At 51.2% G+C, this 15,564-nt stretch carries 11 protein-coding genes; 5 read left to right on the forward strand and 6 right to left on the reverse strand.

Features of this window, described 5'->3' with window-relative positions; translation table 11 throughout:
• Positions 1 to 105 precede the first annotated feature (105 nt).
• Positions 106 to 1,815: a cytidylyltransferase domain-containing protein gene (locus tag ACWAU4_RS07440; protein ID WP_096141458.1), complete on the reverse strand. Its 1,710-nt coding sequence runs from the start codon at positions 1,813 to 1,815 to the stop codon at positions 106 to 108.
• Complete coding sequence (locus tag ACWAU4_RS07445) at positions 1,812 to 3,776, reverse strand: glycoside hydrolase (RefSeq protein ID WP_208125688.1); 1,965 nt, start codon at positions 3,774 to 3,776, stop codon at positions 1,812 to 1,814. Before ACWAU4_RS07445 ends, ACWAU4_RS07440 begins: the two co-directional genes overlap by 4 nt.
• 265 nt (positions 3,777 to 4,041) lie before the next feature.
• Here ACWAU4_RS07445 and ACWAU4_RS07450 point away from each other — a divergent pair, with 265 nt between their 5' ends.
• Genes ACWAU4_RS07450 through ACWAU4_RS07470 form a run of 5 tightly spaced genes read left to right on the forward strand, consistent with a single transcriptional unit; the run spans position 4,042 to position 9,952 of the window.
• Positions 4,042 to 4,953 (forward strand): class I SAM-dependent methyltransferase, encoded by a 912-nt coding sequence (locus ACWAU4_RS07450; protein WP_144164698.1) that lies wholly within the window; start codon positions 4,042 to 4,044, stop codon positions 4,951 to 4,953.
• A gap of 28 nt (positions 4,954 to 4,981) precedes the next feature.
• Complete coding sequence (locus ACWAU4_RS07455) at positions 4,982 to 6,187, forward strand: class I SAM-dependent methyltransferase (RefSeq protein ID WP_045282500.1); 1,206 nt, start codon at positions 4,982 to 4,984, stop codon at positions 6,185 to 6,187.
• Positions 6,188 to 6,206: 19 nt separating this feature from the next.
• Complete coding sequence (locus tag ACWAU4_RS07460) at positions 6,207 to 7,994, forward strand: 1-deoxy-D-xylulose-5-phosphate synthase (protein WP_208125689.1); 1,788 nt, start codon at positions 6,207 to 6,209, stop codon at positions 7,992 to 7,994.
• Positions 7,987 to 8,742 (forward strand): SDR family NAD(P)-dependent oxidoreductase, encoded by a 756-nt coding sequence (locus tag ACWAU4_RS07465; RefSeq protein WP_025009379.1) that lies wholly within the window; start codon positions 7,987 to 7,989, stop codon positions 8,740 to 8,742. Before ACWAU4_RS07460 ends, ACWAU4_RS07465 begins: the two co-directional genes overlap by 8 nt.
• Positions 8,732 to 9,952 carry an ATP-grasp domain-containing protein gene (locus tag ACWAU4_RS07470; protein ID WP_243756837.1) on the forward strand — a complete coding sequence of 407 codons (1,221 nt, stop codon included), beginning with the start codon at positions 8,732 to 8,734 and terminating at the stop codon, positions 9,950 to 9,952. The genes ACWAU4_RS07465 and ACWAU4_RS07470 overlap by 11 nt, the downstream gene beginning before the upstream one ends.
• Positions 9,953 to 10,001: 49 nt before the next feature.
• Here ACWAU4_RS07470 and ACWAU4_RS07475 read toward each other — a convergent pair whose 3' ends face one another.
• The 4 genes from ACWAU4_RS07475 to ACWAU4_RS07490 form a co-directional block, all read right to left on the reverse strand.
• Positions 10,002 to 10,865 (reverse strand): N-acetylneuraminate synthase family protein, encoded by an 864-nt coding sequence (locus ACWAU4_RS07475; RefSeq protein ID WP_054744045.1) that lies wholly within the window; start codon positions 10,863 to 10,865, stop codon positions 10,002 to 10,004.
• 62 nt (positions 10,866 to 10,927) lie between these two features.
• On the reverse strand, positions 10,928 to 11,173 hold the full coding sequence (locus ACWAU4_RS07480) for a hypothetical protein (protein ID WP_208125690.1): 246 nt from the start codon (positions 11,171 to 11,173) through the stop codon (positions 10,928 to 10,930).
• Positions 11,170 to 12,501 carry a motility associated factor glycosyltransferase family protein gene (locus ACWAU4_RS07485; protein ID WP_208125691.1) on the reverse strand — a complete coding sequence of 444 codons (1,332 nt, stop codon included), beginning with the start codon at positions 12,499 to 12,501 and terminating at the stop codon, positions 11,170 to 11,172. Before ACWAU4_RS07485 ends, ACWAU4_RS07480 begins: the two co-directional genes overlap by 4 nt.
• A gap of 489 nt (positions 12,502 to 12,990) precedes the next feature.
• Complete coding sequence (locus tag ACWAU4_RS07490) at positions 12,991 to 15,321, reverse strand: leucine-rich repeat domain-containing protein (RefSeq protein WP_454290518.1); 2,331 nt, start codon at positions 15,319 to 15,321, stop codon at positions 12,991 to 12,993.
• Positions 15,322 to 15,564 lie beyond the last annotated feature (243 nt).

Below are 15,564 nucleotides of genomic sequence, written 5' to 3' on the forward strand. Positions count from 1 at the left end.
GTCAGCTTGGGACCGTCGTGCTGTCGTTTGCTTTACTCTTTGCGACTAGCTTTGTCGCTCTCTTTGCCGCTCTCTTTACAACTAGCTTTGCCACTAGCTTTGTCGCTATTTTAGTAGCGAGCTGATTTCAGCCATCAGCTGCTTGATGCCGCCATGGTTGGCAAAGACCCTGGCGGCCTCTGTTTGCAAATTTTCGCGCACTTTGGCATCACTGAGCAACAGTTCCAGTTTGTGAATGGCATCAGAGAGCGAGTCGCTGATAAGGCAAGATTGCGTTTTCTCCAACAGTGCCAGCTCGGCGTCATCGCACAGATGCCTTGGCGGCAGCAGCAAAGTCGCCGCCCTTGCATAGATGGATTCAAACAGCGACAAGCCATAACAGCTCAGCACCACTTCGGATTCGGCAATCAATTGCTTGAGATTTTCCGGATTTTTAAGCACTTGGATATTACACCCGGCGGGCAATCGTGGCCTCGGTGCCAATGGCCCCTGGATCCAGACTATCGGCCAATCGGTATGCAGTTGACTCAGTAACCCTGGCAACGCTTGGCCATACCCCAGGGCATCGCTGCCGCCGGTCAATACCAAAATTTGAGGCTTCTTCGGCCTTTGGGGAAGGGGACTGAACAGGTAGTTTTGCCAGCCGGAAGATACCTTGGGATGTTGCAGTGAGGTATTGAAGCTGGGAATGAACAGCCAATCCAACTCAGGTAACAGCGGCGCCAGTTTGTCTATGCCGACAAGTTTGCATCCCTTGTGTCTTAGGTTTTGCAGCGCCTGCTTGATGGCAGGTAGAGCGATAAAATCCGGATGGAGATCCAGTATGATCAGCGGGCTGGCATCGGCCTTCAACGCAGTAAGCCATTCCGCTTCTGTTTGATACCAAGTGACTTTTGCTGATGATGTCTGGGCGAGTGAGTTAGGTGTCGAGCCTTCGTAGAGCGCATGAACTTGGGCACCTATGGCCAGATACTCCTGCAAGGCATCGGCGATTAACTCGGCGCGCTTGAAGTGTCCCAGGCCGATCTCCGCTCCCAAGTGACAATAGATGCCGGCCTTGGCGTATTGACGATCAGCGGCCTTTTGCTGCACATGGGCGTTGATGGCACTCAAGGCCGGGTCACTGAGCAGTTGCTCCTGAACCCAGACGAGGCTAACGATAGAGTCTGCAGGATGCTCGGCGTACCAGCGGCGGTAGACCTCAGTCATGAAGCGGTAATCGGCCTGGGTATCGACAGAGATTCGCTGGTGGACTTTTGAATAGTCGCCGCTGTCGGGAATGCTCAAACGTTCGAGTATCGGGGTTAACTTATCCCCATAGCCTACGTGTTCTCTGGACATGGCACATTGACTGACCGACATCAATTTGTCCCAGCCCCGGCGGCTATAGAAGGCCATCCCTTCATGCATAGAAACAACGCCTGGGTTCAGTTCAATGCTGTCTTTCCCCGATGCCTTGAGCGCTTTCAGCCCATGGTCGATAAAGCCGGGATCTATCAGTGGACAATCACCGCAGACGTAGAGAATATAATCCGGATCTTGCCTTTGGATTATGCAATCAAGCCTTGCCATCAGGTCGTTGACATCGCCTTCATAGGGATGACATTCGACGCTATGTTCAGCAGCCCAATCTTGCAGTGGGCGGTTAAAGTCATCTGCGGTTGTGGCCAGTTCACAGTCATTTACTTCTTGGCATTGCATCAGTCTGCGCCAAATATGGCTAATCATGGGGTCGCCGGCCAGTGGCAATAAGTGTTTTCCCGCCAGACGACTGGAGTTGAGCCTGGCCCCGACAATGGCAAGTGTCTTGGTCATAGCGACTGTTCCTCTGTTTTGGGTGTTTCTGTTGCCGAAGGGGGAGAGGTTTGGCTAACTGGACTGATGCACAGCTCAAGGCTCAACAGTTGCCCGCCGGGTTTGAGGGTTTCATCGGCCTCAGCCAGCGAAAACCACAGCCGATTCAGATATTGTTCATCGATTTTTTTGCTGGAAATCATCGGCAAGGTGGCACAAAGCGCAGGGTTCCAGTCAATACGAATGCCTCTTGCCCGGGTGCCAAAACAGATGGAGCCCGAGGTTGCCCCCAAGGCGCTGGATGAGGAGACTATCGAGGAGATTGGCGCGCCCTGATCCATGTCACTGGTTATCTGGAAATATTCATCCCTGTGGCCACCGAGACGGGTCTGATACCAGGCCCGCTGCTCACAATCGAGCAGGGTCATAAAGCCCAAGCGTACCGAGGCTTCCGGGCGGCTGCTCTCTTCGAAATGAAAGCCGCTAAAGAGGCGCTCACCTTCGAGCCGATACCATTTTAATATCGCGCCGCTTTTGAGCGCTTGGCGGCAATAGATGACCAGGCAGCCGTCTTGCTCCCCTAGCTGGTATTCCACCCGATTGAGATCGGCCACTCTGTCGCGGTCGCGAAAACGCTCCAGCAGGAGGTGATTGCTGTAAAAATCGACGCCATAGCTGATATGGTCGAAGTAGCCGTGTGACAGGGTACCGACAACGGCTTCAAAGTCATGGCTGGCAAAGGCCAGCGTATCAATTGCCAGACCGCGGTTGCCGTTGAGTGTCAGCCTGATGTCCGGGGTTTGCACCTCCAGCCTGCGTCTGGCCTCATCATAATGAATGTGGATGTCTTTACGGGTTTGCCAGGGCGTAAATGTTGGCGCGGCCGAAGCCATCTTGGTCAATGTCAGCGCCTCGTAGCGCGCTTGGGTCAGGTGGGTTCTGAGATCGCTGGCCCAGAGGCGGCACAAGTCTCGCCAACTCGCATCGTCTGTATTGGGCTGCGCCTTGAGCTCAGCCAGCCTTTGGTAACAAAGGCTATTGAGGTGGAGATCATTGCGGCCGCTCAGCCCCCAACGGGTAATGTTGTATTTGGCCTGTTTCTTGACCGAAACCGGGTGCTGGGCATTGGTGAGTGCCAGGGGTTCTAAGCCTTGCCAATGTTGCAGCAGCTTGGAGGGGAGGCTCCACTGGTAGCCGTCCATGTCATTGAGGGCCATGAACAACTGCGCTATGCGTTGCCATTCGCCGCTTATTGGCTCGGCTTCGGTATGGTAGCGCCCGGGACGGAAGTCAAACACTTCGGCGTCGCTGCCATAAACCGGAAATGCCAGAGTGCCGGGTTTCAACACCTTGCGCAGATATTGCAGATAATCTTCCAGAGTTAGCTCGCCGTGAACATAGCGCTGGAATTTTTGAAAGGCGATGGCATGGTTCCAGATGACCTTGATCTGTCGGCCGCTGGCGCTCTTTAACGATTGTGGCCGCATTAACCGCTCTCGTTGCCACTCTGGGTTATGGGAAAAGGGATTGTCCCACTCTACCACCACGGCTTCGAAGCCTTCATCTATGTAGATATCAAGCAAGCCGGCTGAAACCGCTTGTTCATTGAGATAGGCGAGTCTGGGGCTTATGCCCAACAGGCGCTGATAAGCCTCTTGACCCAGCCTCAGGTTGGCACAGTTGACCTCGGCCGGGATCAGCGGCCCAATGATTTGGCTGTCGCCGCTGGCAACCAGCTCGCACTTTAGTTGCTCCAACAGTTCTTTGAAGCGAATGACCCAGGCCGGGTCTACCGCGTTGATACACTCGAGTGTATAAGCGGTTAGCTCAAGACCAACAGGTATGCCCCCCTCAGCCAACTGCAGCAATGGCCAGTAGCAGCGTTTTACCACCTCAGAGTGCTGCTCTGTTTCAACGGAGGAAAACGCCAGGTTGAGGTGAAAAACCGTGTATAGGGCTACCCGTATGTTTGAAGCTGGCATGGATGCTTGGCTGGTCATTTGTCGATGTCAAAGCTGTATATGTTTGAATAATAACAAATGCGATGGAGATGACCAGTAACAACTTGATAAGCCCATCCGAGGTTAGTAGTCGCTTTTACCCGCTTTAACTCGCTAAACTAGATACAGATTATTCAATTCCGGGTGAATGAGGCCGATAACCAGGAATATATAAGTCCTGGCTTATAACTTGCATTCAATACGGACAGCGTTGGATTAGTGACACATATTGCATTGAGGAAAGCACATGGTATCAATTGGTTGTGATAAGCACTCTGGCCCATTACTCGATGAGGTCGACGGGTTTCAGGTCATAGACTGCCAAGTGTGTGGTTTTAAACATGTGCACCCGCTACCCACAGCAGCCGAGCTGGAAACCGTATACCGGCACGAATACTATGTCAGTGATAAGCCATTGTTTATCAAGGAAGGTACCGCAGATAGCCAATGGTGGCAGCAAGTGTATTCTGATAGATTTGATACTTTGGAAGATTGCTTGCCGGAGAATGAGCGCAGAATACTGGATGTGGGTTCCGGTCCGGGGTTTTTCATCCAACACGGCCAGCAACGCGGTTGGTCAGCCATCGGCATAGAACCCTCTGTTAGGGCTTGTGAACATGCCCGCAGCTTGGGTACTGAGGTTGTTGAGGACTTCTTCACCGAAAGTAGCGCTGCCAAACTGGGTAAGTTTAACGCTATCCACGCGAACGCCGTGCTGGAACACATTCCCAATCCCATCGAAATGTTAGCCTTAATGAGGGAGTCTTTGGTTTCCGGGGGAGTGCTATGCGTTGTTGTCCCCAACGACTATAACCCCTTTCAAGAGACACTGAGAGAGATTGAGGGATATCGCCCCTGGTGGGTTGCTCCGCCTCATCATCTGAATTTCTTTGATTTTGACTCACTCGGTAACTTACTTGAAAAGATGGGGTTCGACGTCTTCCTGAAAGAAACCACATTTCCGATGGATATGTTTTTACTCATGGGAGACAACTATGTTGATGACGGCCAGTTGGGGCGGGCGTGTCATCAAAAACGGATCAGATTCGATACACAATTGAATAAAGCAGGTCGTAACTCGAGTAAACGGGCCTTCTATCAAGCCTTGGCCAATGCCGGCTTGGGAAGAGAAGTAGTTTTATTTGCCAGAAAGGTCTAGTCAGACGCGACAAAACAAGGAGATAACAATGAATAAGGTCAGAGTACTGATTCAGGCCAGCTCCCGCTCTTGGGCCGGGGGAACCGATATATGTATGGGACTGGTTGATGGCGAAATCGCCGTTGTCAGAACCGTTAAGCGTGCCCTGAGTGCTTTCCCTGAGTATGAGGTACGTCTTGCCGCGCCGGAATTTGATCGAAGTGGCGCCTTGGATCAGATTGTCAGTGACTTGAATGATCCCAGATTAACTGCATTTTATGGCTATGATGAAAGCCCGCTAAAGCGAATGCTGGCGGCCGCAGAAGATCTCAATGATGAGGATTACATTTTAAGGGCCGATGGCATCCACTTCTGTTTTGATACGGATCTCAGCAAGGAAATGTTGGCGCTGGCTCAAAGCCGTCAGTTGGATTGCGTTAAGTTACCCGATGATTTCCCGGTCCATTTCAGTTCCGAAGTGTTTAGAGTCGGCGCGCTGAGAAAACTTGTCACTCAATTGCAGGCTCCGGAAGATGCCAAGTTTCACGTCCATCCCAAATGTTATTTTGCCCTCAACAGGCATGAATTCAGTTTTGAGTACCTGCTTTCAACCCCGAGTTATTCGGATGAATACCTGTCTGAATGTCGACGTCTGGCCAATGCTATTTACGAGATCCCCCGTCAGGAGGTCAATGGTAAGCGGATAGCCTCGGGAGACAGGTTGGGCTTTCATTACGAACTGGCGCTCCGTTATTTGAAACCCAATATGAAAGTATTGGATATCGCCTGTGCCGATGGGTATGGCGTGAGGATGATGTCCGAGAGTCTGGCGCAAGTGCACGGAGCCGATTTGGATCCGGAAAGTGTTGCCTTTGCCAAAGCACACTCACCACAAAAGAACGTGGATTTCTTTGTTGAAGATATCACCGCCATGTCTTTTGCGGATAACAGCTATGATGCGGTCACCAGCTTTGAAACACTGGAACATGTACCTGAACGTGAGTGTCTCAGTGAGCTCAAGCGTATTATTCGCCCCGGGGGCATGCTGGTGTTGAGTACGCCTCAAAATAGTCTGGGACATATTCCCGTTAATGCCTGTCACTTGGTGGAATATGACTTGGACTATCTCCTGAAGCTGGTCGGCGAATATTTTCATATCGTCAAGGTTATAGGGATCAAGGCCGGGATTATCTACGATAATGCCGATCCTTACGGCACAAACACTGTGTTGGTCTGTATCAATCCTATTCGATAATTGCTGAGGATTAACTTCTATGGCAAATAATGCCTTCAAACCGTTTGCAACCTCTCCAACCGAACTCAAGGCGTTACCTGTAGCTGCCTTGGCCTCTCAGGCTGACGCTATTCGCCATTTTCTTATCGAGAAAATATCTGCCACTGGTGGGCATATTGGCGCCAACCTCTCAGTGGTGGAAATGACGCTGGCTATTCACTATGTGTTTGATTCACCAAGAGACAAAATCATATTCGATACCGGCCACCAAGGATATACCCATAAGCTGGTGACCGGCCGAATGCCGGCTTTTGACTCCTTGAATACCTATCGTGGCATGAGCCGATTTATTGCCAGAGAAGAGAGTGAACACGACACTATAGATGCGTCTCATGCCGGTACATCCATCTCATTATCAAGCGGTATCGCCTCGGCGCTGCGCTCTCGGGATGAAACGGCTTCCACGGTTGCGGTTATTGGCGATGGCTCCCTTGTGGAAGGGATGGCATTTGAAGCATTGAATTTCGCGGGAAGCGCGCAAGACCTTAAACTGGTTTTGGTGCTGAATGATAATGAAATGGCGATAGCTCCCTCGGTCGGTGGCGTGAGAAACGTCACCACGGGAAAAGATTGGCAGCAAAAGTCGCGGCATTTCTTTGAAGGCTTGGGTTATCAGTATATCGCTGTGGCTGACGGCCATGATGTTGAAGCCGTAGTGAAAGCTCTTGAGGCCGCCAAGCAATTAGCTCGACCTTGTGTCGTTCATCTGAAAACCGAAAAAGGCCGCGGTCTGGCATGTGCTGCCGGGCATCCATACAAGTTGCACTTTTCCATGCCGTTTGATCCTGTCACAGGGCAGGGGGCTGCGCCTACCGTTGCGGGCAAAACTTATGCCGTAGTGCTTGCTGAAAAGCTTGAGAGCTTGATGCAAAAAGATGGTGATATTGAGGTCATCACACCGGCAACGCCCTATGCATCGTCTTTGGACAAGTTATTTTTAACCTATCCGGACCGAGTCATAGATGTGGGGATGGCAGAGCAGCATGCCGTGGGTATGGCCTGTGGCCTGGCCCTGGAAGGGAAAAAGCCGGTTGTGTGCATGCAAACCACATTTATGCAAAGAGCATTTGACCAATTGTTGCACGATGCCTGTTACATGGACCTGCCGGTCACAGTGTTGGGGGTCAGAGCCGGGTTCGCAGGTTACGATGGTTCAACCCACCATGGTCTATATGATATTCCCTATCTGCGTTCTTTCCCCAATATGCAGATTATCTATCCGGCCAACTCTGCTGAAGCGGAGCAGGTACTGGCGCAGAGGCTTGCGGCGCCCAAGGGGCCTATGGTGATCCTGCATCCTTATGAACCCATCTTGGCAACCGAACCCGCTATCGGGCAGATGGAGCCTTGTGGTCTGTCGGTGGCCGCCGAAGGGCAGGATGGCTATTTGATAGCTTTAGGCAACACCCTGGCCAGTGCCTGGGAGTTGAAATCCAAGCTGCAACAGTCTGGTAAAGACTTCGGCATTATTTGCATTCAGAGTATCAAGCCTTTCCCTGAGGCAAGGCTCAAAGAGCTGCTGTTGCCGGGCATGGATATAGTGACATTGGAGGAGAGTGTTCTGGCGGGCGGACTGGGCACCGCGGTACTGGAAACGCTCAGCGATGCAGATATTCGAGTCAGAATATTGCGTACCGGGGTCAATGATGCCTTTGTTCGCCCTGGCAGTAAACAGGAATGCAGCCAGGAAGCAGGGATCAGTGTGGCACAAATTTATGAGCAAATTGGGCAACGCTGGCCTGAGTATCTGGAGACGACTCATGGGTAGATTGGCGGGAAAAGTGGCTCTGATAACCGGAGCCTCCAGAGGCATTGGAGCCGGGCTAGCCCTGGCGTTTGCCCGCGAGGGGGCCGATATTATTCTTAATTATCGTGCCAATGATGCTGCCGCCAATTCTGTTGCGGAACAGATCCAGGCTATGGGCCGCAAGGTATTGAAGGTCAAGGCCGATGTTTCGCAGCGTGATGATATCAAGGCGATGCTTGAAGAGAGCAAAAAGGTTTTCGGTCGGGTAGATATCCTGGTCAACAATGCCGGTATTAATCAAAGGGGCTGGTTTGAAGAAGTCACAGATGAGGCCTGGGATCTTATTTTGGGAACCAACCTCAAAGGGCCTTTTATCTGTTGCCAGGAAATCTTTCCCCTGATGAAGGCAAACGGTGGTGGCCGCATCATCAATATCTCCTCGGTGGCCGGACAGTATCACGGGCCTAAAACCGTGCATTACGCGGTATCCAAGGCCGGACTGAATAGCCTGACCAAAATCCTGGCCCGGTACGGCGCCGAGCACAATATCCTGGTGAATGCCGTAGCGCCAGGTTTGGTTAGAACAGATCAAACTGCAGATGAAATTGACTCTCCGGCAGGTGCCAGGGTGTTGGATATGACGCTGTTGAAAAAGGCCGGGCGGATTGAAGATATTGCCAGCGCTTGCATTATGCTCGCTTCGGACGAGCAACAGTATATGACCGGTCAGATCCTGGCGGTGAGTGGAGGAGCCATTCTTGATAACTGAGCGCAAAACTATCTTGTTGCTCGGCGGCAGTGCAGATCAGCTGTATGCAATCAAAACCGCCAAGAGCATGGGGCTCAAGGTCGTTGTTGTGGATGGCAATCCCAGCTCCCCCGGCTTTGCGTTGGCCGATGAATATGCGGTTGTCAGTACCAGAGACTTGCCGGCGTTAAAGCAATTTGTGGATGGGTTGACCTATCCTGTCCACGGTGTCGCCGTGATGGGCAGTGATATTTCCCAATATGTGTCGGCCCTGGCTGAACATCTGTCTTTGCCCTGTATTCCCTTGCAGGCGGCAGAGATAGCAACAGATAAATTGAAAATGAAGCAGTGTTTCGCTGCTCATGGATTGCCTATCCCCTGGTTCAGCGCCGTAGATAGCCTGAAACAGCTATTGGAAGTGATTGCTGAACGTGGCCTTCCGCTGATCATTAAGCCGGTTGACCGCTCGGGTGCGAGAGGGGTTTTCCTTCTTAAAGAGGGAATGGATATCGAGATGCTCTATGAGCGTTCGGTCAATGAATCCTTTAGCGGTCAAGTCATGGTTGAGGAGTATTTGCCGGGTCCACAAATCAGCACCGAAACTTTGTTTTATCAGGGAAAAAGCGTTACTCCCGGGTTTGTGGACCGCAATTACGAAATGCTGCAGAGGTTCTCGCCCTACATCATTGAAAATGGCGGTTGGCAACCCAGCCGATTGTCGCAAAGCCAAAGGAACAAAGTTGAGACTTTGATAGATCAGGTTGCTGATGCCTTGGGTGTAACATCCGGGGTGATTAAAGGCGATATCGTCTATACCCAGAATGGTCCCAAGGTGATAGAAGTGGCCACCCGCCTCAGCGGGGGAGATTTTTCCGAGAGTCTGGTACCACTCGGGCTGGGGATCAACTATGTCAAAACGGCACTGGAAATCGCCTTGGGGCAGAAACCTGACTTCGAGGCGTTAACTCCCAGGGTTAACCAGATGGTTGCCAATCGATACTTCTTTCCTGAGCCTGGAAAATTGTTGGCCATTGAAGGTGTTGCTGAAGTTAGCAAACAAGACTTTGTCAAAAAGCTGGAGTTTTTTGTCAAGCCAGGAGAGCAGATTAAACCTGTTACCAGTCATGCTGATCGCGCCGGGGTGTTTATTGTCGTGGCCGATAATATGCAAGAGCTGGAACAGAGGGTTACTTGGGTTTATGAGCAGATCCGTTTTATAACGGCATGCTGAAACGCGACTTGGCATGAATAGACAGGGGGCTTATGCCCCCCGTTTTTTATCAATTGCCTTGATAGCTTTGCCGCATATGCTTCAGCGGCCGCAAACCATCGCTGGGGTCGGCACGCCAGTCGCGATCCGGCGCTTCGCTGGGGGCCAGCAATTTGTCGCTCTGACCGTCGATAAGCTCGGCTTCGCGGCATTCGGCGATCACCGGCTGCATCTGCTGGGGTAGCCAGCAGTGCCCTGCGGCGTATTCGGCGCCCTGTTCATCCAGGTCGATATGAAATTCCACGCAATCGGCCTGCCAGCGGCCAACGGCGCGGCGAATCACCGCCGCTGATACGCTGTGATCAGACCAACCCACTTTAACCCCATAGCGCTCGCGAAAAGCGCCAATTACCGCCAGGTTGCAGTCGGATTTAGGCGTCGGGTAGGCCGATACGCAGTGCAGCAGGGTGATATCGCGGCAACCTGAGTCTTTCAACACAGAGATAGCGTGATCAACTTCGTCGAAGTTGGCCATTCCGGCAGAAATGACCACGGGTTTTCCTGTCTTGGCACAGGCTATCAGCAGTTCATCCCACAGCAGTTCGTAAGAGGCGATTTTGTAGAAATCGACATAGGGTTCAAGCTCTTTGACGGCATCGAGATAAAAAGGCGTGCAGGAAAACGCAATGCCGTGGCTATCGCAGCAGCGTTTCAACTGTGGCAGAAAACTGACCGGCAGTTCCCAATCCTTGCGCTTTCTGTGCATTTCGCTCTTTTCGAGGATCTCGGGGGCGAACAACTGATCAATTTTAAAGAGCTGAAACTTGACGGCATCACAGCCGATGGCCGCCGCAGACGCGATAAAATCAAAACAGCGTTCCAGATCCCTGTGATGATTGCTGGAGACTTCGGCAATAAAAAGCGTATGTTTCATCAGTTTTTTCCGCTTGGGTGATTCAAGTGCTTTATCGGCACTGAAAGATTATTCCTGAGTGCTTAGGCCAATAAAGGCACGAGTTCATATTCCAGGGTGTCGGCCAGCCCCAGCCAGTCATGGCGTTGTTGCGAGGCCAACATGCCGGGCACCAGTTGCAACGCTTCGTTTGGCAGCTGTTGCTGTTCCAGTCGTGCTTGCATCTGCTCTATGCAATCTTTCAGCCGCCCGGAGGCCTCTGCTTCTTTGCCAAGCCTGAACGCGATGGCCGTGTCGAGCAGCTGTTGTGCCAATGAATCTTGGATCATGGTTTCAACTCCTTGTATTGGCAACCTTTAATTCGGGCGCCTGAGAGGCTGGTTTGATAAAACCTGACATGAGGCCGCTTGGCTATGTAGGTTTCCAAGTTTCGCAGGTAAGCCCTGAGGTTGAGATCGGTTGCCACCCTTTGACCATGGCCATCCAGTACCCAGTGGCTGGCATTTTGCACTTTTTGGGTGGTGCATTTTACCCAAGTTTGGGTCATCTCGTCCTGAGAGGTCTTGGCAAAGTCATCCCAAAAGGCGTGGCTCTTATTGTGGCAATAGCAAAAGTCGCAGCCCAGCAGGGTAATTTCCCGTCCGCCCAGTAGTACTGCCAGATCTATCGCCGGGTGGATCACGCTGCCATTGGTATAAAGGCGAGTCTTGGGTATCTCTTTGCCCAGTGCATCATAAAGTGGACTATTGCCATAGGCGTTAAACCTGGGGCCTCTCCAACCATTGAGGATCTCGGGGGCGACTCTGGGATAATAAGCCAGTGCTATTCCTTCGCTGAGTGCCAAAGGCAGGTGGTATTCACCGATAAGTCCGTCGATGCAAACCACTATGTCGGGGCGGATATTGTGGTGCAGCAAGCCCTTCATGGCGGTGTCGGCGCAGATAATCAGCGGCCTTTGCCCCTGCGTTTGCAACTTGGCCAGGTAATCGTAATGTTCTTCCAGCGAAGGCCCGGCGCCTATGACCAGGGCCTTATGACTGTGAACCTGCCGCTTAAGCTCAATCACATCTGGGTCATGCAGCAGAAAAGGGCGATTGTTCTGCAGGCGCTTGATTATTGCAGGGTCGGTCGCCTGATGGCGGCGGTTGATATAAGGAAGATTTTGCTCGAGCACCAAGAGATCCCTGAGCCTGGCATTTTCATCACTGCAGAGTTCAAGGTCGGCTATCAGAGCGATATAAGGTTGGGTCACTTTAAGTTGTCCCGGCTGCAACTCCAGAGTGACGGCCGGATGGCTCAACCACTCTGATTGATCTGTGTAGCTGAGTACCAGAGCGAAAATGGCCGGGTTGAGAATGTTCACGGTTAGTTTGCTGATGGCGGGATTATCCAACAATACGCTGGGTACATCGCCCATTCCTACGCCATAAAGACTGACCTCGGTCGCGCCGGCTGGCAGGGTATCAATATACAGTCTGGCTTCTGCCAAACGGTTGTGACGGCTGCTGAGCTGAATGCCATCGACACTGATGGTCTGATTTTGCCCTGTCACCAAGGCCGCATCCAGGCTGCCGGGCGTTTGTTGTTTGAGTATCGCCCCCGCCAGTGGCCATCTGGACTGGATGATTTGCAAATTGGCTGCAAACAGCTCTGTCATGGAGGTTTCCTCGTTGAAGATGGGCTGTGTTAAAACCCAGATTGTCCCCCCGCCTGGCAGACGATAGGATTTTGACTCTAAAGTTTAAATAATACAGTACCTTGGTACTTAGCATTTGCCAAAGTCTTAATCTGTATCAGAGAGCATAGCTTCAAATACCCGACTCATTTTAGAGCGGTAAGCACCCTGTTGTATGCCAAGAAGCTGGAAGCTTAATGGCCCTGGCCAAATGGGATTTCCCCTCAATCTGCCTATTAGGGCACATAACACAGCATCTGGCGGCTCAATACGCAGGCCTTCGAGTGCCGACAGGCGTTTACCGGCTGCAATCTTTTGCGCTTTACTCACCTGGCAACCCGCTTGTCAAAAAAATGGCTTTGATGACTCCATGGCGCTTCAGTGCAGCAAATCGCGTTCCAGTTTGTAAACCTTTTTCGAGTTTAAGTCTTACTGGGGCGCTGAGCGACTCTGTTGAATCGACCTAATAACTTAATCGTCGAGATACTTGGTCTGCTCGGTGTAATTCGGGGTCAGCAAGTTTTGATACAGCTTGGGGTTCATGTTGAAACCGCTGAATTTGCTTATGGTGTAGCAAAGGACTTTCAGCTTGAGCTTTCTGAAGCTGGGAGGGATAGGTTTAAGGAATTTGCAGCAATCGATACTCAAGCGTTCCAGCTTCTCAAGCGCCAACATGGATTCGGGCAGAGACTCAGTGACAAAGTCCTCCAGAGATAAGGTATCCAACTCGGTAAACTCACCGATAAAATCAGGGATAACCTTGATATCGCCGCCTCTCAGAGAAAGCCGCTTTAACGGTAGTGCTTTAAGCTCCATGGGGAAATGATCCAGGCTCTTGTGCATTCCCATCAGTTTAAGGTGATGCAAGTGGGTATATTTCACCAGGGCCTTGGTGGCCTCCAGACTAAACTCATAACACAGGGCCAGTTTCAATGTTTCCAATGCCGGCGCATCGAGTGAGGCCAGGGTTTTAAGATCACTGCGTGAAATCAACAGGGTTTTCAGCCGTGGCAGCGAAACATTGGCAGGGAAATCGTCGAATTTGTTGAGTTTAACTGTCTCAAGCTTGGGGCTATTCGTTAACAATGGGCCAAGAGTAACGACGTCTGTATTGTGCAGCTCCAGCGAGGTCAACTGGGTAACGGCGGGGCAATTCAAACCAGGTAAAGTCTCCCTTTGGTCTGCGTCCCCATCCTCACGCTCAGTCTCAACTTGAGCCGGGTCAATATTGAGCGACGCTAGATTGTGACAATGCATTAATAGATCGGCGATTTTAGCTGTCGCCAGTCTAGTGGTGAAGGAGGAGAGTCGCTCTGGCTGAGGCAGGTATTGAGACAGCTCTTCCCCCGTGTCCGGCGTGTCATCGTCAGGGTAGTATTTCATCACAGCTGTAGAAATATTGCTGAACAGCTGCCGTTCGTTGTCCACCGGGCAATGGCTTAGAATGAGTTCATCCAGGGTTAGTCTCTCGGTTGGGGCAATAAGGCGATGACAGCGGTCGATTTCCAACTTTTTGATGTTTCGTGGCAACAATGACGCATCTATGGTGAGTTTTTGGCCGTTTATTATGCTGAGGCTGTCCAGCGCCGCTATCTCTTTAAACGACTCAGGGATGGTTTCCGAGTTGGTCGAATTAAAACTAAGATTTTTAAGGCTTTGACATAGAGGTAGTTCATCCCAGAAGCCGTCGTCGACGAAATCAGCCCCCCAGATGCTCTCCAGTTGCGAAAACGCCCCAAAAGGGAAGTGAATGCCGGTTAAGTCTCTGGTGTAACCCAGGTGCAACTCTTTGAGATTAGGAAAACATGCAGCATGCTCACAGACCAATGCCAGCAGTTTCTTTTCTTGGATCTTAAGTCGGGTTATATCTTCATATACCTTTGGGGCAAAGCGGATATCTATGCCATTAGTGAAAGATGTTTTTTGATTGCCAAGCACCGTATTGGCATGGATTGAACTCAATAACGGGTTCTTCCATAGTGTCAGATTATTGAGGTTGGCTAAGGTCAGTTGCTCATCAATAGATGCAAGTTGGGGACAGCATGAGATTTTCAAGTGTTGCAGCTGTGGCAGCTTATCCAGATTAGTGCCAAGGCGCTGTAAATCAGGGATTCGGCCCAGATCAATCTTGGTCAATCCGGCCGGTAAATCAAACAGCTCGGCGCCGCAGATAGGGGTATAGTACCAGGTTAGGCTGCTGAGGTTTGTCAGTTGGCGAAAATCAAGATCCAGACTTTCCAGCGGCACTGAGTCAATTTTAAACTCTTGCAGTTTCTTTAGCTTTTCAATGCTCTTGGGCAGTGTCTTGTAATCGCCTTCAATGTTGAGCTTTTCAAGCAGTGGCAGGTTACCGATACTTTCCGGCAACTGTTGTCCACAAAAGGGCACTTCTTCGATGGCCAGAAAAGTCACCGAGGGGAAACGCGCCAACAGCTCGGGGCGCTCGCAGAGTGCCTCCAGTGACTGACCGGCTCGAATATCTATGATGGTATGTCCCAGCCTGGCATAGAGGTAATCGACATCCAGCTCGGCCGATAGGCTGGCATATTCGCAAAGGACACAGAAGACATCTCTCATATCAGGCTCTTTCTCGCCTTTAATCAGTTTCTTGCGGCACTTGAAGGCATTCTGAATATCCTGGCTCGCATGCTGTTTCAGCAGTTGACGGATCTCTTTCACGCAGTCGGTATCGGCACTGCATTTGCCAATCAAGAAAAGGTCGTTGATGAACTTTTCAGGAAAGCCGTCACTGTTTTTAACAGCATTAAAGTAGTCGGGGAGGGATTCTGTAAATTGGGACATAATATAAGCAACTTATTGTAGGGTATGGTTATTAGCCTGTTGGCCGCTGCAGATGCCTAACGCTGTAGTTTTATCGTTCTGATTTTATCGTTCTGATTAACTTGGGCTTAGGGGGACATAAGCCCTGGATTTGGCCTGATTCGCTGTCGATAGTGCGCCGGAAGGTGTGGAACGAGATGGATTGCAAGATGCCCGGTAAAGTGCATCGAAAAGTGTACCGAATATGGCATCGACAATTACGGA

The sequence above is a fragment of the Shewanella sp. FeAMO genome (genome assembly GCF_053653955.1).